At 33.7% G+C, this 25,233-nt stretch carries 22 protein-coding genes; 19 read left to right on the top strand and 3 right to left on the bottom strand.

What is annotated here, in order from left to right; genetic code table 11:
• Window positions 1-5: 5 nt before the first annotated feature.
• The 13 genes from pelA to B0A66_RS12895 all read left to right on the top strand — a co-directional run bounded on the left by pelA (window position 6) and on the right by B0A66_RS12895 (window position 17,525).
• On the top strand, window positions 6-2,012 hold the full coding sequence (gene pelA / locus B0A66_RS12955) for a pectate lyase (protein ID WP_089050264.1): 2,007 nt from the start codon (window positions 6-8) through the stop codon (window positions 2,010-2,012).
• Window positions 1,984-3,396 (top strand): glycoside hydrolase family 28 protein, encoded by a 1,413-nt coding sequence (locus B0A66_RS12950; RefSeq protein WP_244283470.1) that lies wholly within the window; start codon window positions 1,984-1,986, stop codon window positions 3,394-3,396. Before pelA ends, B0A66_RS12950 begins: the two co-directional genes overlap by 29 nt.
• Before the next feature lie 32 nt (window positions 3,397-3,428).
• On the top strand, window positions 3,429-4,172 hold the full coding sequence (locus B0A66_RS12945) for a rhamnogalacturonan acetylesterase (protein ID WP_089050263.1): 744 nt from the start codon (window positions 3,429-3,431) through the stop codon (window positions 4,170-4,172).
• Between the two features lie 222 nt (window positions 4,173-4,394).
• Window positions 4,395-7,553 (top strand): contractile injection system protein, VgrG/Pvc8 family, encoded by a 3,159-nt coding sequence (locus B0A66_RS12940; RefSeq protein ID WP_089050262.1) that lies wholly within the window; start codon window positions 4,395-4,397, stop codon window positions 7,551-7,553.
• Between the two features lies 1 nt (window position 7,554).
• Complete coding sequence (locus B0A66_RS12935) at window positions 7,555-8,400, top strand: hypothetical protein (protein ID WP_089050261.1); 846 nt, start codon at window positions 7,555-7,557, stop codon at window positions 8,398-8,400.
• Window position 8,401: 1 nt separating this feature from the next.
• A complete protein-coding gene (locus B0A66_RS12930) occupies window positions 8,402-9,802 on the top strand; it encodes a hypothetical protein (RefSeq protein ID WP_089050260.1) in 1,401 nt (466 codons plus the stop codon).
• Window positions 9,803-10,071: 269 nt separating this feature from the next.
• The gene (locus tag B0A66_RS12925) at window positions 10,072-13,281 is read left to right on the top strand and encodes a phage baseplate assembly protein V (protein WP_089050259.1); all 3,210 of its coding nucleotides are present in this window, start codon (window positions 10,072-10,074) and stop codon (window positions 13,279-13,281) included.
• A gap of 114 nt (window positions 13,282-13,395) precedes the next feature.
• Complete coding sequence (locus B0A66_RS12920; RefSeq protein ID WP_089050258.1) at window positions 13,396-14,127, top strand: hypothetical protein; 732 nt, start codon at window positions 13,396-13,398, stop codon at window positions 14,125-14,127.
• A 6-nt stretch (window positions 14,128-14,133) separates the two neighbouring features.
• Window positions 14,134-14,472 carry a DUF4280 domain-containing protein gene (locus B0A66_RS12915; RefSeq protein ID WP_089050257.1) on the top strand — a complete coding sequence of 113 codons (339 nt, stop codon included), beginning with the start codon at window positions 14,134-14,136 and terminating at the stop codon, window positions 14,470-14,472.
• Window positions 14,473-14,925: 453 nt separating this feature from the next.
• The gene (locus tag B0A66_RS12910; RefSeq protein ID WP_123868239.1) at window positions 14,926-15,312 is read left to right on the top strand and encodes a hypothetical protein; all 387 of its coding nucleotides are present in this window, start codon (window positions 14,926-14,928) and stop codon (window positions 15,310-15,312) included.
• A 398-nt stretch (window positions 15,313-15,710) separates the two neighbouring features.
• The gene (locus B0A66_RS12905) at window positions 15,711-15,887 is read left to right on the top strand and encodes a histone H1 (RefSeq protein WP_089050255.1); all 177 of its coding nucleotides are present in this window, start codon (window positions 15,711-15,713) and stop codon (window positions 15,885-15,887) included.
• A gap of 616 nt (window positions 15,888-16,503) precedes the next feature.
• Window positions 16,504-16,917: a hypothetical protein gene (locus tag B0A66_RS12900; RefSeq protein ID WP_089050254.1), complete on the top strand. Its 414-nt coding sequence runs from the start codon at window positions 16,504-16,506 to the stop codon at window positions 16,915-16,917.
• A gap of 221 nt (window positions 16,918-17,138) precedes the next feature.
• Window positions 17,139-17,525, top strand: a complete 387-nt coding sequence (locus B0A66_RS12895) for a helix-turn-helix transcriptional regulator (protein WP_089050253.1) — start codon at window positions 17,139-17,141, stop codon at window positions 17,523-17,525.
• Window positions 17,526-17,575: 50 nt separating this feature from the next.
• Here B0A66_RS12895 and B0A66_RS12890 read toward each other — a convergent pair whose 3' ends face one another.
• Window positions 17,576-17,908 (bottom strand): YegP family protein, encoded by a 333-nt coding sequence (locus tag B0A66_RS12890; protein ID WP_089050252.1) that lies wholly within the window; start codon window positions 17,906-17,908, stop codon window positions 17,576-17,578.
• Window positions 17,909-18,158: 250 nt separating this feature from the next.
• On the opposite strand from B0A66_RS12890, the gene B0A66_RS12885 reads away from it, so the two are divergent.
• The gene (locus B0A66_RS12885) at window positions 18,159-18,653 is read left to right on the top strand and encodes a copper resistance protein NlpE (RefSeq protein ID WP_089050251.1); all 495 of its coding nucleotides are present in this window, start codon (window positions 18,159-18,161) and stop codon (window positions 18,651-18,653) included.
• Window positions 18,654-18,815: 162 nt separating this feature from the next.
• Here the strand turns inward: B0A66_RS12885 and B0A66_RS12880 are convergent, their stop codons facing one another.
• On the bottom strand, window positions 18,816-19,565 hold the full coding sequence (locus tag B0A66_RS12880) for a DUF1349 domain-containing protein (RefSeq protein ID WP_089050250.1): 750 nt from the start codon (window positions 19,563-19,565) through the stop codon (window positions 18,816-18,818).
• 106 nt (window positions 19,566-19,671) lie between these two features.
• Between B0A66_RS12880 and B0A66_RS12875 the strand changes: the two genes are divergently transcribed.
• The 3 genes from B0A66_RS12875 (at window position 19,672) to B0A66_RS12865 (ending at window position 22,249) form a co-directional block, all read left to right on the top strand.
• On the top strand, window positions 19,672-20,445 hold the full coding sequence (locus B0A66_RS12875) for a response regulator transcription factor (RefSeq protein ID WP_089050249.1): 774 nt from the start codon (window positions 19,672-19,674) through the stop codon (window positions 20,443-20,445).
• A 93-nt stretch (window positions 20,446-20,538) separates the two neighbouring features.
• Window positions 20,539-21,663: an XdhC family protein gene (locus tag B0A66_RS12870; protein ID WP_089050248.1), complete on the top strand. Its 1,125-nt coding sequence runs from the start codon at window positions 20,539-20,541 to the stop codon at window positions 21,661-21,663.
• Window positions 21,653-22,249 carry a nucleotidyltransferase family protein gene (locus tag B0A66_RS12865; RefSeq protein ID WP_244283469.1) on the top strand — a complete coding sequence of 199 codons (597 nt, stop codon included), beginning with the start codon at window positions 21,653-21,655 and terminating at the stop codon, window positions 22,247-22,249. The genes B0A66_RS12870 and B0A66_RS12865 overlap by 11 nt, the downstream gene beginning before the upstream one ends.
• A gap of 56 nt (window positions 22,250-22,305) precedes the next feature.
• Here the strand turns inward: B0A66_RS12865 and B0A66_RS12860 are convergent, their stop codons facing one another.
• The gene (locus tag B0A66_RS12860; RefSeq protein WP_089050246.1) at window positions 22,306-23,436 is read right to left on the bottom strand and encodes a cysteine desulfurase family protein; all 1,131 of its coding nucleotides are present in this window, start codon (window positions 23,434-23,436) and stop codon (window positions 22,306-22,308) included.
• Between the two features lie 173 nt (window positions 23,437-23,609).
• Here B0A66_RS12860 and B0A66_RS12855 point away from each other — a divergent pair, with 173 nt between their 5' ends.
• Both B0A66_RS12855 and B0A66_RS12850 read left to right on the top strand, forming a co-directional pair.
• Window positions 23,610-24,251: a 2Fe-2S iron-sulfur cluster-binding protein gene (locus tag B0A66_RS12855; RefSeq protein WP_089050245.1), complete on the top strand. Its 642-nt coding sequence runs from the start codon at window positions 23,610-23,612 to the stop codon at window positions 24,249-24,251.
• Window positions 24,248-25,228 (top strand): FAD binding domain-containing protein, encoded by a 981-nt coding sequence (locus B0A66_RS12850; RefSeq protein WP_089050244.1) that lies wholly within the window; start codon window positions 24,248-24,250, stop codon window positions 25,226-25,228. The genes B0A66_RS12855 and B0A66_RS12850 overlap by 4 nt, the downstream gene beginning before the upstream one ends.
• The last annotated feature ends 5 nt before the right edge of the window (window positions 25,229-25,233 follow it).

The raw sequence follows: 25,233 nt of genomic DNA, 5'->3' as shown, positions 1-25,233 counted from the left end.
GAGAAATGATTCCATCAAAAAAAATAACGATACTTTTTTTAGTACTGGGAAGCTTTGTTGCAAATGCGCAGAATACCTATAAAAACTGGTCAGACATTGTCCGCAAAAGTGATGCAGCCTGGTTTGCTTCGGCGGAAGCCAAAAAAATTGCCGAGAATGTATTGTTGTATCAACGCGATATTGGTGGCTGGCCAAAAAACATTCAGATGCAGCAGGAACTAACGCCTCAGCAGATCAAAGATTTAACAGTACTCAAAAAAACTGCTGTAGAAACGACAACAGATAATAGCGCAACTTCTCAGGAAATGTTGTTTATGTCGAAAATGTATGCTCAGGTAAAAGACGAACGTTACAAAGAATCTTTTTTAAAAGGATTGCAATATTTATTTGATGCACAATATGATAATGGAGGATGGCCTCAGTTTTATCCGTTAAAAAAGGGATATTATACGCATATTACCTACAATGATGATTCGATGGTAAACATCCTGCTCATTATGAAAAGAATTGTTGAAGAACCCGATTTTTACAGTATAAAACCATCGGCAGCAATTATAGAAAAAGCAAAAAAAGCGTTTGATAAAGGAATCGATTGTATCTTAAAAACACAATACAAACAAAACGAAGTTTTAACGGCATGGTGCGCACAACATGATGAAGTAACATTACTACCTGCAAAAGCAAGAGCGTATGAGTTACCTTCATTAAGCGGAAAAGAATCGGCAAAAATTACGTTATTGTTAATGTCTACGAAATCAACTCCGGAAATTGTAACAGCCGTTAAAGCCGCTTATGCTTGGTTTGATAAAACAAAAATTACAAATCTGGAAGAAAAGCGCACCTTGAACGATGCAGGGAAAATCATTGATAAAAAAATGATTGTTACTCAAAATGCGGCGCCAATTTGGGCAAGATTCATGGATTTAGAAACCAACGAACCATTCTTTAGTGATCGTGACGGTATTAAAAAGAAATCATTAGACGAAATAGGAGACGAGCGCAAAAATGGTTACGCTTGGTATACCGATGAACCCAAAGAAGTATTGAAAAAGTACGCTGCGTGGGCAGTTAAAAATGGCGTAAAAGTATCAGAAGCTGATAAATCGGTTAAAAAAAAAGATAACTATTTTACAGTAGCACAGGATGGTTCCGGCGATTTTACTAAAATTCAAGATGCTATAAATGCATGTCCCGCTTTTCCCTATGAAAAAATTACTGTATTTGTAAAAAACGGAATCTATACAGAGAAAGTCAAAATTCCGGAATGGAATACAAAAGTTGCTTTGCTAGGTGAAAGCAGAGAAAATACGATCATTAGTTTTGACGATAATTTTTCGAAAATAAATCTGGGACGAAACAGCACTTTTTACACTTACACCGTTTTGGTAGAAGGAGATGATTTTTCAGCATCAAATCTAACCATCAGAAATACTTCGGGACATAATGGTCAGGCAATTGCATTATCAATTGTTGCGAATCGTGCTAAGGTTTATAATTGTAACATTTTAGGAAATCAGGATACCTTGTATGTATCGGGTAAAGAAGTAAAACAGTATTTTAAAGATTGTTTTATCGAAGGTACAACCGATTTTATATTCGGAAGTGCGACGGCTTTGTTTGAGAATTGCAGTATCAACAGTATCAAGGATTCTTATATTACGGCAGCTTCAACACCCGAAGGAACAGCTTTTGGATTTGTTTTTAAGAATTGCAAAATCATTTCGAATGCAGAAACCAAAGAAGTATATCTCGGAAGACCTTGGCGCATTTATGCCAAAACCGTTTTTATAGATTGCGATATGGCAAAGCACATTAAACCGGAAGGTTGGGAAAACTGGTCGAAACCGGAAGCTGAAAAAACAGCCTTTTATGCGGAGTACAATTGCAAAGGCGAAGGATTTCAGCCCAATAAAAGAGTTTCGTGGTCGCATCAGCTGACGAAGAAGCAAGCATCGGTGTATACGATTGAAAATATTCTAAAAGATGATATACCAAACTGGTATTCGAAATAATGTAGAAAGAGAATTAAAAAACAAAATTAAAGTTATGAAGTATAAATATCTCTTTCTGGTATTGATTTCCTTTTTGTCTTTTGCCCAAAACAAAAATTTTCCAACAGCAAAAGTAGATTCAATTGTTGCGGCAATCCAACTTCCTGTTTTTCCGTCGTATCAAATCAATATTGCTAAACTTGGTGCAAAAGGAGATTCTGTAAGCAACAACAAAGCTGTTTTTGATAAAGCAATGGCACTTTGTAAAAAAAATAAAGGCGGAACCATTATTGTACCCAAAGGAATTTATAAAATTAATGGTCCGATTCATTTTGTAAGCAACGTAAATCTTAAAATCGAAAAAGGAGCTAAGATTAAGTTTAGTGATAATCCAAAAGATTATTTACCGCTGGTTCTAACGAGTTGGGAAGGTACAATGCTCTACAATTACAGTCCGCTAATTTATGCGTACGGATGTTCTGATATTGCCATAACCGGAGAAGGAACTATTGACGGAGAAGGCGCAAACATTTGGAAAAGCTTTAAAGCAAAAGAAGGTGCCGGCAAAAACTTAAGTCGGGATATGAACCATAACAATGCATCCTTAGAAGAACGAAAATTTGGCGAAGGTTATTTTTTAAGACCGCAAATGATTCAGTTTTTCAATTGTAAAAATATTTTGGTAGAAGGAATCCGAATTGAGAATTCTCCGTTTTGGTGTCTGCATTTGCTTAAATCAGAAAGCATTACCGTGCGCGGAATAAGTTACAAATCATTAAATCATAATAACGATGGTATTGATCCTGAGTACGCTAAGAATGTTTTAATCGAAAATGTGACCTTTGATAACGGAGACGATAATGTGGCTATAAAAGCCGGACGAGATCATGAAGGACGTGCCAATGCTGCAACACCAAGTGAAAACATCGTAATAAGAAACTGTCATTTCAAAGGGCTTCACGGTGTCGTTTTAGGCAGCGAAATGTCGGCCGGAATTCAGAATGTGTTTGTTGAAAACTGTAAAACCGTTGGTTATTTAAAAAGAGGTATTTACATTAAAACCAATGCAGACCGTGGCGGTTTTATCAGAAATGTTTTTGTGAATAATATAACCTTAGATGAAGTTGAAGATTGCTTGTACATGACAGCCAATTATCATGGTGAAGGCAAAGGTTTTCAGTCGGATATTTCCAATGTTCATTTTTCGAATATTGTGTGTACAAAAGCAAGAGAATCAGGCATTGTGATTCAGGGTTTCCCTGATAAGAAAATTCGAAACATCTCTTTGAATAATATTGAAATCAAATCGGTAAAAAACGCAATTTCAAGTGAGAATGCCGAAAATGTTATAATGAATGAAGTTTTTATAGGTCAAAGAGCTACTGTTCCCTCTGCTGCAAAATAATCGTTTAGAAATCTTACTAAGCCATTTTTATAATGAAATATTACATCTTAATTTTCTGTTTAGTAGCCATGAATTGTATGGCACAAAAGACAACTGTTTATTGTATTGGAGATTCTACAATGGCCAATAAAAAAGATCCGGATCGCAATCCTGAACATGGATGGGCGCAAGTTTTTCAGTCTTTTTTCAAAGAAAATATAGTAATTGAAAATAAAGCCGTGAACGGCAGAAGTACCAAGAGTTTTATTGCCGAAATGCGATGGGATTCTGTTTATAAAAAATTAAAAAAAGGCGACTACGTTTTTATAGAATTTGGGCATAATGATGAAAAAATAGAAGATTCTTTGCGCTACACCAATCCGCACACTGCGTACCGATACAATTTAATTCGTTTTGTAAAAGAAAGCCGTGAAAAGGGAGCAATACCAGTATTATTAACTTCTATCGCGAGAAGAAGCTTTAATGAAAAAGGTGTTCTAATCAGTACACATGGCGATTATCCCTTAGAAACCAGATTAGCGGCACAAGAATACAAAGTACCTTTTATCGATTTAGAATATTGGACAGAAAGATTAGAACAATCGTACGGACCTGAAAAATCAAAGCAATTGCATTTGCATTTTAAAGCAGGTGAAAATCCGTATTACGATAAAGACAAAGCAGATGATACACATCTTTCGTTATTGGGTGCAACTGAAATCGCTAAAATAGTAATCAGTCAGATTAAACTTCTTGATAATCCATCTTTAGAAAAACTGAAAAAAGGAATTAAATAGTTTCTTTTTAGCAGAAAATAGACAATTGTCTAAATTTATAACATAAAATTACATTTTTGTGAAGTGAGAAATATTTTTCTTACGCTATTTTATTTTTTAGTACGTTTGCACCAAACAAATCTAATCCAAATTAGATCTGCTTTTTGAATACCACTCAATTCTATTATTGACTTAAAGTTTGATGAACCTTTTATCAGCTATAAACTTTAATCAATATACGCCTTGGCTTTACAAACCAACACAACAATTAAAATTGGTGCCATTACAATCACCAACTTCAGTAATTTAATCATCAATCAACAGATTCACGCTCACAATACCTTTTCGGTAGAAGTGCGTCAGGATTTACTTGTTCCCGAATTTAAAAGTGTCATGCCAGTCTCGCAAAGTTTGTATGGTGAGAAAGTAACAATCGAAGTCAAACCCATTGATGGATTGGATGACCTGATGATTTTTACAAACCGTAATGATTATGTGCTTCACTTTTCGGGAATCGTAACCAAAATCAAAACACGAAAATCCCGTTTTGAAGATCTCGAAGAAACCCTTTTTATTTCGGGTCACAGTTGTTCGATCCTTTTAGATGATGGTTTAAAATGCAATTCTTTCCATAATATGTCTTTAAACGATATTGTAACCGAAGCCAAAGCAGGTTATGATATTGATCTGAATATTTTTCCGTTTTACAAGAATATCCTACCCTATACGGTACAATACAACGAAACTACTTTTGATTTTTTAAATCGTCTTGCCAAACGATACGGGCATTATTTTTATGACAATGGTCGTGTGATGGTGTTTGGCGCTCCGGGAACTTCGGGCGGAGAACCCACGTTGGTGTATGGCGCGAACATGCAGGAGTTTAGTTATGAAATGAAAGTGTTGCCTTCTCAGCTTGAAATTATGGAGAACGACAATCGTACAGGAAATTTTTCGACAGATCAAACACTAAAGTACCGTAACGAATGCGATGGTTTTCAGCAGAATTTTTTAAACAAATCCAATGCTGTTTTTAACCAGACAGCGCAACAACAACTCAATCAGAATCCTGCCGGAGGAAGCGGTAAAACAGCTCTCGAAGAATACGCCAAAAACAAAATGCGTGCTGTGTTAGGCAAGCTAATGCAGGTAAACGCAAAAAGTGAAGTAGCGGGAATTACACTGGGCAACTCAGTACGTATAACCGGTGTAGACGTTCAGCTTGAAAGTTCGTATTGTGTAACAAGCATAACGCATTTTTGCGAAGACGAGGGAACTTACGAGAATCACTTTACTGCCGTGAACTTAAACGGTTCTGTTTTTTCTCCTCAAACCAATCCCGATTTAGTTCCACACTGTGTAAGCCAAACGGCAATAGTTACCGCCAACGCTGATCCCGATGGATTAAGTTTTGTTCAGGTGCAAATGCCGTGGCAACAAGCAAAAAACAAAACAACGCCTTATATTCCGATACTCCAGGATTATGGTGGAGCTGGCAGAGGTTCGCATATTATACCCGAAGTAGGTGACACTGTTTTGGTAGAGTTTCAGGGTAATAATGCTGAATTGCCTGTGGTTCGAGGCATAATGACCAATGCGAAACAAAAAAGTGGTTTCAGCACACCAAACAACGACCTCAAAGTACTCGCCACCAGAAGTGGTAATCAACTCGTGATGAATGACAGCGCCGGAAGCATTTTGCTTCAGGACGCTTCTAACAATAGTATAACGTTAGACGGCAATCATAACATTTCACTTAGAGCCGACACACTTAATATTGATGTAAAACAGCTCATTATCAACGCTTCAGAAAGTACCCAAATCACGACGAACGATTATACCCTTAATGCACTTAGTAAAATATACATTAGCAGTGTAAAACTAAAACAAGTCATCAAAGGATTTATGAACCTGTGCAGTGGTAAGGTTTTGATAAACAGCGATGATACGATTGATATCGAAGGAAAAGTGGTTAAACTACACGGTAAAAAACAGGCGATGGTGCATTCTGATGAAGCCGCGATGATCAATAGTTTGGGTACCGCAAAAATTCATGGTGCAAACGGAAACCATTTTACCAATACCCCCGAGAAAATCGAAGCTGTTCCCACAGCAGCTGTTGCCCTTGCGGTAGTTTATTTTAGACCTTCTCCGATTTGGAAAGGACAATATGGTTTTGACTGGCTTCGCGAAAAAGACAATGGTTTAAATTTGGAACCCGATTATGAAAGCATTATCGAAAGCGGTTACAAAGATGGCATCTCCAATCTAAGCAAAATCGAGGCTTTTGAAAAACTAAAAAAAGAATATGAAAGCATCCCGATCACCAGAAAAGACGCTACAGCCGGAACAACAGAATATTTTGTACCGTATCTCACGCTTTTTTCCAAAGAGTTTGTAGATGCTATGCCAGCCACAACAGCTATAAAGCCACAATATGAAGCCGAATTAAAATTGCTTTTCGACATTGAAGAAGATCTTGAAAAACTTGAATTTGAGTTTGATGAAACCTTGTTTAAAGTAAGCAGTAAAGTATTGCCTATAAAAACCAAAACCAATGGTCTGGAAGAAAAAAACACCATCATAAAATTCACCTGTTTAAAAGACCTTGACTGCGATTATAATATTGATCTGTATGCTTATCCCAAAGCCCGCACCAATGCTGCAGGCAAAAAAATACAACCCACGATCGAAGACAGAAAACTAGCGGGAAGAATTAGAGTGCTTAGGAATGATAGTACTGTGAGAAGGGAGGAGAAGATTGTGCTCGTGGAGGTGGAAACGAATATAAAAACTAGTAAGAACGGAAAAATCTATCCCAAAGAAAAACAAATTTTATACAACACACTCCATCAGGCACTCATTATCCCTTTTATTGAAGAAACAACCCTAGATTTATCAAATAATCTTGGATTTTTAAAAAATGCTACCTACGAAGGTAAACATATAACAAAATCAAAAATAAAGTATAAAATTTCAGAAATTAAGTATAATTCAGCTTTATATACAGATTGCAGAGATGAATTTTTACGATTTAAAAATTTAAACAGCATTTTAAATCATGCTGAATATCAAAAATATTTTACTGTGTTTAAGTTTGGAGTTTCATCCAATAAATTAAATTTAGCTGGCGCTGTTGAAAGTATTGGAACCCGCAACGTAATTATATATTCCGTTGAATTTCCTTATGTGGATAGTAATGATACATTACCCCATGAGATCTTACATGGCTTAGGATTATGCCACACTCATAGTGATTACGAGATAATACCAACAACAAGAGCTAATTATAAATATACTTTTATCAACTCAAGCAATATTAACAATATAATGAGCTACAGTTCTCTTAGATTTACAACTTGGCGTTGGCAATGGAAAATTATAAATTCTAATATTTTATAAGATGAAAAAAGTACTTTTTCTATTATTCATAATAACAACATATAGTTGTAATAGTCAAATTAAAGCGACATCTAAAAAAACTAAAAATAATCAAAATAAAAACGAAGTGCGATATTTTAATATAGAACAATATAAAGATTGGGAAATCGATAACCGTTATTCTCAAGCAGAAGATGATAAATTTCTCAAAAAAGATAGCGAACGAGTGCAAATATGGTCCCATAAAGGCAAAATACAGATAGAGAGAAGCTCCGTAATAAACCCATACAGAAGAACATATGTTTACGATAAAAAAACCGGTATTTTACGTGTTTTTGTTATGGAGTTTTATCAAATTTCCATAGGGATAGAAAAAACATACGATGAAAAAGGTGTACATCTTTATGAAATAGATAACGACAAACCCTATAAGTTTTCATTACAGCAACTTATTGAAAAAGTTAAAAAAGAATATGATATTGATTTGGAAGACAGAAGACAAAATGCTGTTGCAGACCGATGGTTGGAAGGCGATGCTCAAAAGCCTTATTATGAGGTTTATATGCGGTCTAAAAAATCTCCTAATTATGAAATGGATTGTATTATAATTGATGGCACAACAGGTGAAATATTATTTAAAACTATTCTCTCCAGATATGATGAACATGCAGTGCCCCCTTTTGACCAATATTTAGAGATCAAAGAAAAAAAAGAACAAGAAGACAACGCTTTTTACAAAAACTACAAAGGCAAAAACTACACTAAAAAAGAATGGGAAGCTTTTGAGGAAGAATGGTTTAGAGATTACGAAGAACGAAAAAAGGGAGGAAATTTTTTTCTTGATAACATTTTTAAGAAAAATCGATAGGATGAATAAATTAGTGATGATTTGGTGCTTAGTTTTAGCTTTTAATGGCTTAGCACAACAGAAAAATAAAATGGAATATTTTAATGCAGATATCTACAAAGATTGGGAAATAGATACAGATTGTAAAACGAGAGAAAATAAAAAAAATCTAAAAAAAGGTAGCGAACGTATTACTATAGATAATTACGATAATACAATAGATGTAAATAGAAGTTTCACAAAAAAAACACATGTAATAAAATCATATTATTACGGAAAAGACAAGCATTTAGAGCATCGTTCTATGACATTTTATGACATTAACATGCATTCTCATTTAGAATATGATGACAAAGGTGCTCCTTTTATGTATACTTCTATTGAATATTGGAGTTATTATTCAATAATTGAACTGGTTGAAAAAATTAAAAAAGAGTATAGTATTGATTTAGAAGACAAAACTCAGGGAGCTACAGTACGTAAATCTGAAGATAGAATTTCTTCAAAGATTTTTTACGAAGTACGTATGCAGTCCAAGAACAACAATGCAAAGATTAATTATGTTTTACTTGATGGAACAACAGGTGATATTTTGTTTGAAACTATATGCTCCAATTTACAAAGTGATACAGTTCCTCCTCCATATGATCAGTACTTGCTCGCTTTGCAAGAGAAAGAGAGAAAAAGTCAACAATTAAAGGACAACAATAGAAACATTGAATTCTTTAGCATGGAAAAATACAAAAGCTGGAAAAAGGACAAGTCTAAATCACAATCCAAAAGTCATAAATATTTAAGAAAAGGAAATGAACGTTTATCAATATCATTTTATAATCACAAAATACATGTAGAAAATACCTCTGTAGAAAATCTCTATCGAAAAGTAAAAGTATATAATGATTCTACTAAAACAATACTTAGAGAAGAAAATTACTTAAATGATCTTTCAATAGGAGTTGATAAAATCTATTATAAAAATGGTGGTTTGATTTTAGAAAAAAATAACGACGAACCTTATATTTTTTCACTAGCACAAGTTAGTGATAAAATTAAAAAAGAATGTAATGTGGACATAGCAGATCTAAAACTAAATATTAGGACAAAAAGATTTGTAAGTTTTAGTGATAAAAAAACTTATTATAAAGTTGAAATTGGATCCAAAAATAATCCTCATTATATGACGGATTGTTTTTTAATAGATGGAGCGACAGGTGAGATTTTACTTGAAACTGATTTTTATTATCCTAAGTGTAGAGTTAATGTGAAATTTCCCTCTCCTTACAGTAAATATTTTTATTTTTTAGACGAAGAAAATAAAGATAAAAATAACAACTCTTATTACAAGACGTACAAAGGTAAATCGTATACTAAAACAGAATGGGAAGACTTTGAAGAAAAATGGTTTAATAATAACGAAGATTAAAAAAAGCGCTAAATTTTTAGAAGTATTAATACCCCGTAAAAAGAATTGTTATATCTGTAAAAAGAAATAATTTAAAATTTCAATACACTACTTACAATGTAACTGATTCCTTTTTTGTTAAATAATATTATTTCCCTTGTCTGTTTAATATTTATTCTTAATTTAGGGAAATAAACACATGCTATTTTATCTCTTTTTGAATACCACTCAGCAATTGATTTAAAGTTTGAATAGCATGTTAATAACCAAACTTTAAATCAATAAATGCTATGGCATTGCAAACCAACGTAACCATTACAATTGGTGACATTACGATTACGAATTTCAGTAATTTAAAAATCAATCAGAAGATTCATGCTCACAATACCTTTTCAGTAGAAGTAAGGCAAGACTTTTTGGTGTCAGAATTTAAAAGCGTTATGCCCGTCTCGCAACGTTTGTATGGCGAAAAAGTTACCATCGAAATCAAACCCGTTGAAGGATTAGAGGATCTGATGCTTTTTACAAACTGTAACGATTACGTACTGCATTTTTCGGGCATTGTAACCAAAATCAAAACACGAAAATCCAGAATTGAGGATCTCGAAGAAACGCTATTTATTTCGGGTCACAGTTGTTCTGTACTTTTAGATGATGGTTTGAAATGCAACTCTTTTACCAACAAATCCTTAAACGATATTGTAACCGAGACCAAAGCGGGCTACGATATCGATCTGAATATTTTTCCGTTTTACAAGAATCTCCTGCCGTATACCGTTCAGTATAATGAAAGTACTTTTGATTTCTTAAACAGTCTTGCCAAACGGTACGGACATTACTTTTACGACAACGGCCGTGTGATGGTTTTTGGTGCTCCGGGAACTTCGGGAGGTGAACCAACATTGGTGTATGGTACAAACATGCAACAATTTGATTATACGATGAAAGTAGTTCCTTCTCTTTTTGAAGTTATAGAAAACGATAATCGCAGTGGAGATTATGCAAAAGATGATATCATGCAGTATCGCAATGAATGCGACGGTTTTCATCAGAATTTTTTAAACAAATCGGCTACGGTTTTTAATCAGAAATCACAACTACAGCTGAATCAAAATGCTGTTGGCGGACGGGGAAAATCAACTTTAGAAGAATATGCTAAAAATAAGATGCGCTCGGTTTTGGGTGAATTAATGGAGATAAAAGCAACAAGCGAGGTTCCCGGAATTACACTTGGTAATACAGTTCGCATAAAAGGTGTTGATGTACAGCTCGAAAGCACGTATTGTGTAACAGCTATATCACATTTTTGCGAAGATCAGGGAACTTACGAAAATCATTTTACAGCCGTAAACTTTAATGGTTCCGTTTTCTCTCCACAAACCAATCCCGATTTATTGCCACATTGCACAAGTCAGACTGCAATAGTAACCGCCAATGCTGATCCTGATGGATTAAGTGGCGTTCAGGTACAAATGCCCTGGCAACAAGCTAAAAATAAAACCACACCTTATATTCCATTACTTCAAAATTACGGAGGCAGCAGCAGAGGTTCGCATATTATTCCTGAGATTGGTGATACTGTTTTGGTAGATTTTCAGGGAGGCAATGCAGAACTGCCTGTTGTAAAAGGTATTATGACCAATAATAAAGAAAAAAGCGGTTTCAGTACCCCAAATAATGACCTTAAAGTATTAGCCACACGAAGCGGTAATCGCTTGGTAATGAATGATGGTGAAGGAAGTATTTTAGTTCAGGATGCTTCCAACAGTAAAATGGGGCTGAATGGAGATCACACTATCGATTTTAGAGCAGATATTTTAAAAATCGATGTTAAGAAGTTAATTATCAACGCATCAGAAACTACTCAGATTACGACGAATGATTATATACTTAACGCACTGAGTAAAATTTATATCAGCGGAAAAGAAATGAAGCAATACATAAAGGGTTTTATGAATTTATGTAGCGGTAAAGTTTTAATAAACAGTAACGATACGATTGATATCGAAGGTAAAGTAGTCAAAACGCATGGTAAAGAACAGGTAATAGTACATTCTGATGAAGAGGCCATTATCAACAGCCAGGGTACTGCAAAAATACACGGTGCTAATGGTAATAGCTTTACCAATTCGCCTGAAACAATAGAGGCTGCTCCTGTAGAGCATATTGCACTCGCTACAGTTTATTTTAGACCACTTTCAAGCTGGAAAGGAGAATTCGGTTTTGACTGGCTTCGCGAAAAAGACAATGGTTTAAGCACAGAACCCGATTATGAAAGTATTATTGAAAGCGGTTACAAAGACGGTAAAACCAATCTCACGAATGTAGAAGCTTTTGAAAAACTAAAACTGGAATATGAGTCCATACCCATTACAAGAAAAACGACGCCTGCAGCAGGAGCAGCATCTGTCCCGACAGAATACTTTGTACCTTATCTAACCTTATTTTCAGAAGATTTTGTAGACTCGTTGACTGATATACCTTTAGTTATGCCTCCTTATGAAGCTGAGTTAAAATTGCTTATTGATATCGAGGAAGACCTGGAGAAGTTAGAGTTTGAATATGATGATGATTTGTTAGAAGTTGATACGGATACGCTTAGCGAGAATACAAAAACAAACGGACTCGAAGATAAAAACATTACTATAAAAATAACCTGCCTGGAGGATCTTGATCGCGATCAGTATATTGATATTTATGCTTATCCAAAAATAGCTTCTAATGCTTCAGGAGGATCTGCTGCTACAGATATAGTAGAGCGAAAACTTGCAGGTAGACTAAAAGTTCTTAAAAATGATGAAACAGCGCGCCATGAAGAGAATTTTGTTTTAGTAGGCATTTGGACTGCTACAGATCCATCATTGCCTACAGAATATGCATCATTTTCTACCGAAGAAAAAGAAAATTTATACAAGACTTTACATCAAGCTCTAATTGTGCCTATTATGGAGGATACTACTTTGGATTTAAGTGAGTATCCGGATTTTACAAATTCAGGCAAATTTCTATCAGGATCAAGTATAAAACATATGATTGCTACGAACGGAAAAAGTGTACTAAATTCAGATTTATACGAAAAATGTAAAGAACTTTTTTTTATGTCTAAAGATGCAACCGGTGCTTTGGAGAATGAAAAATATGAGGATCATTTTACCATTTTCAAATTTGGAGTCAGTTCAAATGATGTAGGTACATTCGGCGAGGTTGAAGCTGTAGGGATGTCAAATGTTATAATGTATACAGATGTATCAAGCGGTTATGAACATGTATTAGCTCATGAGGTGCTTCATGGTCTGGGGCTTTATCATTCACATCGGGACCATGATGTAATACCGTCTCATACATCTAATTATAAATATACTTTTCCTAATGGAAAAGCTAATACTATTCAACCAGTATCCAATCCTACAAGTGCTACAAACAATGTAATGGGATATAGTAAAGAAGCTTATTCGACATGGTACTGGCAATGGAAAATCATAAATGATAATATCATTTAATGGCACTATTTTTTAATTAAATGATTAAGATATTCATAATGGTATGCCTGGTATCATTATGTCCTGCTTCACGGCAAATAGAACAGCAATACTAATCCTATAAACCAAAATAAAATGGAATATTTTACTATAGCTAAATATCAAGACTGGGAGATTGATCAAGACTGGACTTCATCAGAAAATGATAAGTTTTTGAAAAAAGGAAATGAGCGGGTACGCATTACTTCTCATAAAAATAAAATACAAATAAAGAGGAGTTTAACTTTTAATAGATATACCAAAACATGGATTTATGATAAAAAATCAGCTGTTTTAAGAGCTTATGTTATGTGTTTTAATCAATTTCCAATTGCTATTGGAAAATTTTATAATGAAAATGGGATCCTTATTAAAGAGACAGATCATGATGAACCGTACAGTTTTTCGTTAAAAGAATTAATTCTGAAAATTAAAAAAGAACATGATATTGACATCGATGATAACAAACAAAATGTCGTTGTAAGCCGGCGAATTGAGGACAAAATTAAGAAACCTGTTTATGAAGTTTATTTGCCATCGAAAGATTCAATTGGTAAAAGAGACTATATTCTGATAGATGGAACAACAGGCGATGTTTTATTTGAAACCGCTTATTATTCTCATGATAATCAATTGACACCTCCTTTTGATCAGTACTTGTATTCGTTAGAAAGCAAAGAAAAAGAAGATAACGCTTATTTTAAAACGTATAAAGGGAAATCATATACCAAAATAGAGTGGGAGCGTTTCCTGGACGAATGTCATGAAAATTATGAAGAAAGAAATACGAGTATAAATTTTTGGGGTAATGTATTAAATCGTAAATAGAAAAATATGTCGGAGAAAGTAACAGAAAAAGCAATTTTGCTTTGTGATAAAGGAGCAAAACCAAGTCAGTTAAAAGTAATGAGTCAGGATTTTTGCCTAATCGAAAACAAGCGTATCGCGACGGAGAGTGATATAGTTCCGGAACTCAATATTCCAAATTTTGGGGTGTGCAGTATTACGCAAAGTTCGTGTTGTCCGGTACCTGCAAAATGGCAAAAAACGGCATTAAAAGATAATATTAATAATTTTAAACTGCTAACTCAGGATTCATCTTGTCAATGTAGTCTTGGAGGTAAAATATCAATTCAATTTAAAGGATATACAGAAAGTCATAAAGTAAGTTAAAAGTTAGATGAATCAGGCCGTTTTAATAAGATGTGTAATTTATGAATTGTTAGTCCATTGAAAACCTTTTGATTGATTTTAAGTTGTTGATATTTAATTTTTTAGTTGTTGTTTTAAGGTGTTTTTAGAACGAAAAATTATGTCCTATATTGGTAATTTTAGCGTTTGTAAAAATGCCTTTTACTTTTAAGTTTAAGTAATTTTGTACAAAACCTACATGTGTACTATTGATTTTTTTTGAGAAAGAAAGGATCAGCAGACCTGTAAAATTAATACTAACTGCTATTATCTTAAATTAATATGAACACCTCTAAAATTTCTTTAGAATTTGAGTTAAATCTTACTGAAATCAGAAAGCTGAACAATATGTATTTTAGGCGCTTATGCAAAGAAAAAATCACTTTTTTTTTGATATTAATTTTATTCTACATTATTTTTTTTAATTTTTTCACTTTGAAAACAGAAGATGACCTCATAGAATGGGAACTTCAAAATTTAGTATTAATAATTTTGTCTATTACATTTTACTGTTTCTCTGTAAATGCAATTTGCAAAGTAATTCTCGAGTTAACAAGCAAGCTTGTTTTGTACACAGATTTTATTGGAAAGTACAAATTAAATTTTGCCGCTTCGAACATTTACGTACAAGCTCCATTAGGAACTTTTACCTACCAGTGGTGTCAGATAGAGAAAGCGGTGTTAACAAAAGATTTTTTCTTTCTATACATTAAAGATGATTCACATATTATTTCAATTTCTAACGATACCAGTGACGGTCGTAATATGAAGGAGCTGATCACTTTTGTAGAAAGCAATAGAATAAATATTATTAAGGTATAGATATGATAAATTTTGAAAATTAGAGAATATGAATCATAATACGATTACAAAGCATTATGATATTTGAATACATTTTTGACAAGTGTAAATGTAAAATAGGCATAGGTTAGTTTGTTCTTCGATTTTTGTTCGAAAAAACTAGAATCTTTACCTTACAAAAAACTACAATAAATTTCCAAATACGATAGTAAAACAAAAGTTTTTTTTAATTACTAAGCAGTGATTATGAAGTAGTAAGGTGAAAAAGTGTTTTGTAAAGTATTGAATATTAAGTTTTAAGCTTTTATGTTGATTTAATGTAAATAGTAAAGCCAAAAACATTCATAAATTTAACAGCTTTTTTGTTGTAACTATCGATCAAACTTCTATTTTTGTGCCCTAATTTAATAAGTATAAGCATGAAAGATCTATTATTAAAAATCAACGCCGAAATCGACACATTCAAAGCAGAGGCTGAATCATTAACAGAGAAAGGTGTTAAAGCTGCTGGACCTAGAGCACGTAAGTCAACTTTAGAAATTGAAAAACTTTTAAAAGAATTCAGAAAAGTTTCTATCGAAGAATCAAAAAAATAATATTTTTGTAGGAATTCAAAACCTCGTTTATAAATTATAAACGAGGTTTTTTTTTGCCTTTTTTTTACTGATAAAATAATATTTTCTATTGCAACACTAATTTGTAGCTTTTTTTATACCTAATAGGAATAAAGTTTGAAGCAGCAGCCCATTTATTAACGTCTTTTTTTTGAAATAGTTCCGATTTAATAAGTATGGGATTGTTAAAGATATTGTTTTTACACATTTAGGTCGAAATTCATTAAAATATTTTACAAAATCGATTTAGAATAACGCAGGTTGTTTCTTTTGGTAGAAGCAGCCTTTATTTTTTTGTATGTTGATAGGAGTCAGATTCATAAGAATTAGGATTAAAAAATTATATAAGTAAAATCAGCCAATCACAGAATCAAACGATAAGTAAAAATTGATAAGCGAGATTTAATTACAACTTTCAGTTATATTCTATAAGGAAGTTCTTAAGAAAAAAAAATAGGATAATGCGTAATATTGCGAAGCAGAGTGTTACGTTACATTGGATTTTCTTTCTTAATGCTAAAGTTAGAAATGCAATTTAAGGGATGCTTTGTAAGTTTTTATTACAACAATTTTATGTGCCTTTAAACGATTAATTACTATGTTCTTTACTCTTACTCACGATCAGGTTCAATTTCATTATGGATCAAAACGATGGCAGTACAATTTTAATGAAATTGTGGAGCTTGGTTTACTTAAAAAAAAGAAGTCTTACCTTCTTGAAAATGGTGCTTTTGCAGCCATTACTGCATTAGCGTATTATTTTATGGTTTTTTCAGATGTAGCAGAGTTGTATTACATTATTCCAACTTTATTAGCTTACACCATTCTTATCATATTGCGGTTTCATAATAGTATTGATTTCGAATATTATGTAATTGTCCGGGATATTTATAAAAACCAGACCAGAGTAAAAATAAATCCTTCAGACAGACCGGCAATAGGAAAACAAATCGATCAGTATTTAAACATACAATTCGATCATATATTGCAGGAGCAAAACCTAATACACTAAAAATAAAAATGTTACTATTAGATATACCAAAATACGAATTGGCTTTTATTGTCGTTGCTATTGTATATGGTTTCTTTATTACTACAAGAAAAGAATAAAAAAACTGCAGTATCAAATTACAATTGTAGTCGCATTTACGCATTAAAAGGTATAATTACAACAGCTACCCCCAAATACTTCTATTTGGCTGTTGGGTTATACAATACCACCCAAATAATCTTATGGCAGCTTCAATAAAAAACAAAATTAAAAGCATTAGAGAGTTAAAAAATTATACTCAGGAATACATGGCAGATCAATTAGGAGTTACGCAGGCAGGTTATAGTAAAATTGAAAAAGGTAAAACGATATTATCATTCGAAAAATTGGTCGAGATTGCCCGTATACTGGAGATAAGTGTTGAAGATATTATTAGTTTTGATAGTCAGCGCTACTTTAATAACTTTAATAGAGTAAAAGGAAATAATAATGGAAGTATCTTAATTAATTCGGATAACAGCGAAGCTTTAAAAAAGTTATACGAAGATAAAATTTCGCTTTTAGAAAAATTACTATACCAAACTGAGCAAGAATTGGAACGCTATAAAAAGAGGTTTGGTCAATTTTAGAAGAGCAACAAAAACGAGGTGGTAAGCCTCGTTTTTATTTTTATATATTTTTAAGCTGTCTGATCGTCTACAGTTGCTTCCGGTGCATTCGATTTTACTGATGCAATTCCGTTGTCTCTTGAAGCGGTACTTTCATACATTTCGCTTGTTCCAATAATTTGACCGTTTGTCGCTTTTAGGTTGAAATATGGTTTCCCGTTTTTAGCTTCTTTTTTGTCAAATCTTTCGTCAACCTGCGAATTTTTTTTCACTGATTCAATTCCGTTTGTACAAGCTGCTTTTGTTGTATAGCCCTCACTAGCTAAGATCGTCTGACCATTTCCGGCTTTTAAATTGAATTGAAATTCCCCGTTGGCTCTTTTAGTAATTACAAATTTTCCCATAATTTTCTTTTGGTTTAAGGTTATGTATAATTTATTTTGATCAACTAAAATACAAAACTTAGTTATATAAAATCATGTTGTCTTATTAAATTTTAATCATATAAAAGTTAGATAATAAGGTTTTTAAAATAATTTTTCAAAAATGGGTTGATTTTTGATAGCTCAAAAGCAACGTAATATAAAGAGTACAAATTCGAAGAATTGAAAATTAGTGTATTCTTTGTGATCCAATATTTAAAAATATAATTACATGAAGAAAATATTTTTAATACTATTAATTTCAAGCTTCGTTTTTTCTTGTAATTCAAGAAGAAGCGAAAGAGTTATGTATGCTGCTCCCTTGTCCGATATGCAAAGTTCTATTATTGCAGACACCAAAAGTTTAGAAGAAACCTCTACATACGAAGGTGTGTTGCCTTGCGCTGATTGCGCCGGAATACAAACAATCCTGAAAATATATCATGGAGACGGTACTATGGAAAGTCACAAGTTTGAATTAACTACTGTTTACAAAGGAAAATCACCGGAAAAAAAATTTTTTCAGAAAGGAAATTTTAATCTGGAAAGAGGACTTGAACAAGATCCAAACGGAACAATTTATATACTGAATTGGAATCTCCCTGAAGAAAAACAACTCTACTTTGGCTATAATGCAGGAGCTCCCAACAAACTATATTCTCTAGACCGCAAAAGAGAAAAAAACAAATCAGATTTAAATTATACACTTACCTTGAAAGAGTTATAAATTGTGAGTTGTGAGTTGTGAGTTGTGAATTGTGAGTTGCACGTGATTTATAAATTTTTAAGTTATGAATTATGCGTGATTAGTTTTTTCTCAGCGTAAAATTCTCAATTCACAATTTACAGCTCACAACTCACAACTCACAACTCACAACTCACAATTTTCTTAAATTCCTAAACGAAAATCTTTTACGCTTTTTTGTTGCAGACTGATTTCTTCAAAAATACTTTGTGTTCCTTTATCTACAGGACATTGGGTGCTAATTCCAGCCCAGAATTCACTAGGATAATTGTTTTTATATAAACGTACCATTTGCCAGTTTTTGTTGTTCAGCGAATAATAACTCGCTACAGTTTTAGTGTCAGATGAGATCTTCATGTAAATGGCAGGACTTGTTACTACATCATGATTATTATCGTCAGAGGTACCCATTGTTCGAACCGTTACAACACGATGATTGCCTCGTTCGTCCTGTTCGAAACAGAATTTCTGATAAAAATTATCATGAACATATAAGTATAAAACGCCAGCATTGTACAATCCTTTTTCGGTAAATTCAGGTGTCACTTTAGCCGTTAACGTAAAGGGTTTAGTATTGTCAATTTTTGAAAGTAAAATAGGAGCTGTATTATTAGAAAGTTTTCCATCAGGATCAGAAAAATAATCCGACTTTTCACCTGCACGAAATGTTATTTTTTCATTCGAATTAATTTTTGCAAGTGTATCAGCACCATTAATTGATTTTGTAAAATGAATGTTGGCAAGGTTGATATCACACGGAGAACCATTTACAAATCCGGAATCAATACTAATTTTAGATTGAGTTTCAGATGTTGGTTTAGTGTTGTTATTTCCGCAGCTTGTCAAAATAAATAATCCAAGAAGAGTGCAGATGCTGTAAAAGTTTGATTTCATAAAATGTTTTTTTTAGAAGTAGAAAAATTCTATTTTAGTTTGTCAAAAATACCATTGCCTGCTAAAAGGCACAATACGTAAAATTAACCAATTTATAAGCCCGGACATGTCAAATGCATCGATTGAAAATCAATTAACATCCACTTTATTAGAGCAAACATTTTCGATTAGTGAAGCAAATGATATTGAGACATACAAAAAGTTGGTGTCAGGATATGTAAGTATCGATCAGTGTGTAGCAGTATTATCAGATTTTCAGGCAGATTGCAGTTATATATATGCGGGTAATTTTGGGAATGTATTTGGTTTACCTGAAGAAAATTCTGTTATCGATTCCGCTTTTGAAGAATGCATCTTTAGTAAAATTCATCCTGAAGATGTTATAGAAAGACACATTTTAGAACTCAATTATTTTCAGTTTTTAAAAACCGTACCATACGAGGATTCTCAAAAGTACAGCACTTTTAGCCGAATTCGAACACAAAATATATCAGAGCATTGCAGTTATATTAATCATCGTACCATTTATCTCAAAACATTAAGTAATGGCAGTGTTTGGCTTGCACTTTGCTTGTATGCACCTTCGATTGATGTACAGCCTCGTTTGGGAATTGATGGAAAAATAGTAAACATTCAGACGGGAGAAATCATTGCAGCTGAAAAATACAAACAGTTTGAAAAAGCATTACTTTCTAAAAGAGAATTACAAACACTTAGCTTGGTAGCCAAAGGAAGTAGCAGCCTGCAAATTGCTAACGAGTTGAATATTTCAGTATACACAGTTCGCCGACACAGACAAAATATCATTGAGAAAATGAAAGTAGCTAATACAACTGAAGCAGTAAAAACTGCGTTGGTTATGGGATTGATTGCTATTTAACTATAATAGAAGAAATACTTTTGAGTTAATACTTTATCTGATTGCACCTTTCTTCAAATTATAATTATCTATTTTTGTTAGAGAATATCTACTATGAAAGAAATAAGTGAAATTTTAAAGGCGTATACACTAGCAAAGAAGTCAGGTAAAAAATCGGCTTTGGCAACAGTTGTAAAGGTAGAAGGTTCGTCATACAGACAGCCTGGTGCACGAATGCTTGTTACTGAAGACGGATTGCTTACAGGAGCCATTAGCGGAGGCTGTTTAGAAGGCGATGCGTTACGAAAAGCGCTTCTTTCTATAGATCAGCAACAAAACAAACTTATTACCTACAATACTACAAACGAAGACGACTCAGAAGTAGGTTTGCAACTAGGATGTAACGGTATTGTTCATATTCTCTTTGAATATATTGATGATACGCAAATCAATAATCCCATTCAGCTTTTACAGCAATTAGAAACAGATCGAAAAGACGCTGTAATACTTACTGTTTTTTCATTACAAAGAAAAGCCATTCAAATTGGAACCACGTTGTTTTACAGAGAAGGTTCAGAAGTATTATTTACGCACGAAGTAGCTTCTGCACTTTTACCAAATGCAGCTGAAGTTTTGAATGCGAAAACCACTCTAATAAAAAAGCTTTTAGATACCAATGACAATGAAGCGCTTTTAGAATACATTAGTCCGCCAATTTCACTTATTATTGCCGGTGCAGGTAATGATGTACAGCCTCTTGTAAAAATGACTAATATTTTGGGTTGGCAAATTATAGTAGGAGATGGGCGAGCTACTCATGCGATACAATCCAGATTTCCGGAAGCGAAAACAGTAAAAGTCATAAAACCAGAGCAGTTTTTAGATGGAATTCATATCGACGATCAGACGTACTTTGTTTTAATGACGCACAATTATAAGTATGATTTAGAACTGCTGAAAATACTCATAGCAACAAACTGCAAGTATATTGGATTATTAGGCCCCAAAACAAAGCTCAACCGCATGCTGGATGATTTACAAAATATCGGAATAACGTTAGACGAAGAGCAGCTTGATAAAATCTACGGACCAGTTGGTTTGGATATTGGTGCTGAAACTTCAGAAGAAATTGCATTATCAGTCGTTGCTGAAATTAAAGCAGTAATCAGCGGTAAAAAAGGAACTTCATTAAAATATAAAGCAGGAAAAATACATAATGCGGTTTCGTATGACAATTAAAGCAAAAGGCAACGTTGGTATTGTTATTCTGGCTGCTGGAAGTTCTTCGAGATTAGGAAGTCCTAAACAAATATTGCCGTATAAAAACACAACGCTTTTACAAAATACAATTCGCGAAGCTATCCTTGTGTCCAATGTACAAGTACTTGTTGTTACAGGAGCAAATAGGGAAATTGTACAAAACGAAATTACGCAAACAACTGTAAAAAGTAGTTCTAATCCTGATTGGGAGTCGGGAATGGCATCTTCTATTGTTCATGGTTTAAAAGAAATGCTACTCGTATTTCCTGAAACAGACGCCTGTATTTTTGCTGTTTGCGATCAGCCGTATGTGACAAGTACAATTTTTAGTCAGCTTATAAAAACATATCAAAAAAACACCAAAGGTATAATTGCTTCATCGTATGCGGATACTTTAGGAACACCTGTATTATTTCAGAAAAAATATTTTAAAGAATTATTTGAATTAATAGGTCAGGAAGGCGCTAAAAAAGTCATCAACAGATTTTTAGATGATACAATCGCCGTTCCGTTCGAGAAAGGAAATATTGATATAGATACGTTAGAGGACTATTCTCAATTGTGAATTAGTTCCTAGTACTTAGTACTTAGTTCTAGAGTTAAAAGCTCATAACTCATAATTCATAACTGTTCAATTAAAGAAGTAACTCTCACGATTGCTTCCTCAATTTCGGCTAAAGTGGTAAAGCGTCCAAGGCTAAACCGAATCGAACTTAATGCATTTTCATCAGACAAACCTAAAGCTTTTAAAACATGAGAAGGTGTAGAAGTGGCAGCAGAGCAGGAAGATCCGCTGGAGACTGAAATGTTTTTTAAGGCAATAATAAGTCTTTCCGAATTGACGCCTGGGAAGCAAATGTTTGAGGTGTTATAAATTCTGTTTAAAGTATTTCCATTTACAAACGAACCTTCAATTTTTAGTAAACTTTTTTCGAGATGATCTCTTAGTTTTTTGATTCTTTCTTCGTCTTTTTTCAGTTCATTTAAAGCAATTTCACATGCTTTACCTAAACCAATAATTGCGGGTACATTTAGTGTTCCGCTTCTCAATTTGCGTTGTTGCCCACCCCCATGTATTTGAGGCTGCAGTTTTATTTTTGCTTTTGCAGAAACATACAAAGCACCAATTCCTTTTGGACCATAAAATTTATGTGCAGAAATCGGTAAAAGATCAATTCTGAGTTTTTTTACGTCAATAGCAATTTTTCCAACAGCTTGAGTTGCATCACACATAAACAGCGCATTTTTGTTGTTTGCCATTTGTGAAATAGCGGCAATATCTTGTATGACACCAATTTCATTATTAGAAAACATTGCAATGACAATCAGTGTGTTATCAGTAATTGTTTCTTCTAAAAGATTAAGGTCTAAAAGTCCTTCAGAGCTAACAGATAAATAACTAACGGCAAAGCCAATAGTCTCCATATAGCGACATGTTTCTAATACAGCTTTGTGCTCTGTGGCAATTGTTACAATGTGTTTTTTCGGAGAATCAGACAAACCTTTAATTGCTAAATTTATCGCTTCTGTAGCTCCCGATGTAAAAATAATTTCATCTTCGTTTGCCCCAATTAAGTTAGCAGTTTGCCAGGCAGCCTCTTGAATACTTTCATTTACAGTTAATCCCGCAAGATGACTGCTTCCGGCATTGGCATACGAATCAGTCAGATAAGGAAGCATTGCGTCAAGAACTCTTTTGTCAAGTGGCGTTGTGGCATTATTGTCTAAATAGATGTGATCTTGGTGTGACATGATTAAGTAATTGATAAAGTAAAAGTACAATTTGTAAATTAAACTGTGTTTTTAAGAAGGAAATTAAGTTTTGTAAAGACAAAATATGTGAATTTTATAACTTTTTGTCGCGTAGCTTCCTTAAATTTGTTGAGAGTAAGATGTACTTTTTCCAAAATTTAAAGATAATATGCATGGCTGCAAAAAGAACAATTAAGAGCAAAGTAGTCGAAGAGGAGTCAAATTCGTCACGTCGGGACTTTATTAAGAAATCAAGCCTTTTAACAGCATTTGCATTAGCACCGCCTTCTTTTGTGCTTGCTTCTGAAAATAAATGGGATGAGAAGATTGCAGAATACCTTGAAACGGTTCCGCTTTCTATAGAAGTAAACGGTACGAAACATAACTTAAATGTTGAGCCCCGAACTACATTGCTCGATTTACTCAGAGAACAATTATTCCTTACCGGTACTAAAAAAGGTTGTGATCACGGACAATGCGGCGCTTGCACTGTACATGTAGATGGTGTTAGAATTTTGTCATGTTTATCACTTGCTTCTATGCAGCAAAATGCACAGGTAACTACGATAGAAGGACTTTCAAAAGGAAAGAAACTACATCCTATGCAGGAAGCTTTTATTAAAAATGACGGTTTTCAATGTGGATATTGCACGCCGGGACAAATCATGTCAGGTATTGCCTGTATAAAAGAAGGTCACGCCAACTCCAGAGAAGAAATAAGAGAATATATGAGCGGTAACATTTGCAGATGCGGCGCTTATCATAATATCGTAGATGCTATTACAGAAGTTAAGGAAGGAGGGAAAGCACTATGAAAAACTTTCAAATAATCAGAGCCTTATCCTCAAATTCAGCCGTTTCCAGTATTGCTAAAGAAAGTTCAGCCGCGTTTATTGCCGGTGGTACCAATTTGGTGGATTTAATGAAAAAAAATGTTGTCGCTCCAGACAAGTTAATTGATATCAACGGTATTGATTTAAAGAAAATTGAATTTCTTACCGGAAAAGTAACCATTGGCGCATTGGCTAAAAATAGTCAGGTTGCCGAAGATGAAGTTATAAAAGAAAAATATCCATTATTGGCATTGGCTTTAGCAGCCGGAGCATCACAACAAATCAGGCACATGGCTACAGTAGGAGGAAATATGTTACAGCGTACGCGTTGTTCTTATTTTTATAATACTGATATGCCATGCAATAAACGCGTTCCTAAAAGCGGATGCGGAGCCATTGGAGGATCAAACAGAATGCATGCCATTTTTGGAGCTTCAGATAGTTGTATTGCCGTTCATCCTAGTGATATGTGTATCGCTTTAGCGGCATTAGATGCAAAAGTATTTGTTGAAGGGCCAAAAGGGAAAAGAGAAATAAAGTTTACAGATTTTCACCGTCTTCCGGGAAATACACCTGAAAAAGATAATACGCTGGAAAACAAAGAAATCATCACTTCAATTGAAATTCCGAATAATAATTTTACTAAAAACATTCATTATCTAAAAGTACGTGACAGAACAAGTTATGCTTTTGCATTAGTTTCTGTGGCGGTAGGTTTAGACATCAAAAACAATATTATAAGTGAAGCAAGGCTAGCAATGGGCGGAGTAGCGCATAAACCGTGGCGACTTTTAGAAGCAGAACAATTTCTAAAAGGCAAAACAGTTTCGGAAGCAACTTTTAAACAAGCAGCCACTTTAGCCATGAAAGGTGCCAGAAGTTTCGGTGATAATGATTTTAAACTTACTCTTGGACCAAACTCGATTACAGAAGCCTTAACGATAGCAGCCGCTAAATAAGTAAA

It is taken from the genome of Flavobacterium hercynium, from assembly GCF_002217285.1.
Lineage (GTDB): Bacteria > Bacteroidota > Bacteroidia > Flavobacteriales > Flavobacteriaceae > Flavobacterium > Flavobacterium hercynium.
The sequence above is the reverse complement of the archived record's forward strand: the minus strand, read 5'-3'. Positions and strand labels throughout refer to the sequence as shown.

What these genes read in the sequence shown, in the direction of transcription:
- B0A66_RS12935 (WP_089050261.1), top strand. Translation starts at nt 7,555, where the DNA reads ATGAAAAAAGTACTTTTTCTATTATTCATAATAACAACATATAGTTGT.
- B0A66_RS12950 (WP_244283470.1), top strand. Translation starts at nt 1,984, where the DNA reads ATGATATACCAAACTGGTATTCGAAATAATGTAGAAAGAGAATTAAAA.
- B0A66_RS12880 (WP_089050250.1), bottom strand. Translation starts at nt 19,565, where the DNA reads ATGAAATCAAACTTTTACAGCATCTGCACTCTTCTTGGATTATTTATT.
- B0A66_RS12900 (WP_089050254.1), top strand. Translation starts at nt 16,504, where the DNA reads ATGTTCTTTACTCTTACTCACGATCAGGTTCAATTTCATTATGGATCA.
- B0A66_RS12885 (WP_089050251.1), top strand. Translation starts at nt 18,159, where the DNA reads ATGAAGAAAATATTTTTAATACTATTAATTTCAAGCTTCGTTTTTTCT.
- B0A66_RS12870 (WP_089050248.1), top strand. Translation starts at nt 20,539, where the DNA reads ATGAAAGAAATAAGTGAAATTTTAAAGGCGTATACACTAGCAAAGAAG.
- B0A66_RS12895 (WP_089050253.1), top strand. Translation starts at nt 17,139, where the DNA reads ATGGCAGCTTCAATAAAAAACAAAATTAAAAGCATTAGAGAGTTAAAA.
- B0A66_RS12930 (WP_089050260.1), top strand. Translation starts at nt 8,402, where the DNA reads ATGAATAAATTAGTGATGATTTGGTGCTTAGTTTTAGCTTTTAATGGC.
- B0A66_RS12905 (WP_089050255.1), top strand. Translation starts at nt 15,711, where the DNA reads ATGAAAGATCTATTATTAAAAATCAACGCCGAAATCGACACATTCAAA.
- B0A66_RS12915 (WP_089050257.1), top strand. Translation starts at nt 14,134, where the DNA reads ATGTCGGAGAAAGTAACAGAAAAAGCAATTTTGCTTTGTGATAAAGGA.
- B0A66_RS12865 (WP_244283469.1), top strand. Translation starts at nt 21,653, where the DNA reads ATGACAATTAAAGCAAAAGGCAACGTTGGTATTGTTATTCTGGCTGCT.
- B0A66_RS12925 (WP_089050259.1), top strand. Translation starts at nt 10,072, where the DNA reads ATGGCATTGCAAACCAACGTAACCATTACAATTGGTGACATTACGATT.
- B0A66_RS12945 (WP_089050263.1), top strand. Translation starts at nt 3,429, where the DNA reads ATGAAATATTACATCTTAATTTTCTGTTTAGTAGCCATGAATTGTATG.
- B0A66_RS12920 (WP_089050258.1), top strand. Translation starts at nt 13,396, where the DNA reads ATGGAATATTTTACTATAGCTAAATATCAAGACTGGGAGATTGATCAA.
- B0A66_RS12855 (WP_089050245.1), top strand. Translation starts at nt 23,610, where the DNA reads ATGGCTGCAAAAAGAACAATTAAGAGCAAAGTAGTCGAAGAGGAGTCA.
- pelA (WP_089050264.1), top strand. Translation starts at nt 6, where the DNA reads ATGATTCCATCAAAAAAAATAACGATACTTTTTTTAGTACTGGGAAGC.
- B0A66_RS12890 (WP_089050252.1), bottom strand. Translation starts at nt 17,908, where the DNA reads ATGGGAAAATTTGTAATTACTAAAAGAGCCAACGGGGAATTTCAATTC.
- B0A66_RS12875 (WP_089050249.1), top strand. Translation starts at nt 19,672, where the DNA reads ATGTCAAATGCATCGATTGAAAATCAATTAACATCCACTTTATTAGAG.
- B0A66_RS12850 (WP_089050244.1), top strand. Translation starts at nt 24,248, where the DNA reads ATGAAAAACTTTCAAATAATCAGAGCCTTATCCTCAAATTCAGCCGTT.
- B0A66_RS12860 (WP_089050246.1), bottom strand. Translation starts at nt 23,436, where the DNA reads ATGTCACACCAAGATCACATCTATTTAGACAATAATGCCACAACGCCA.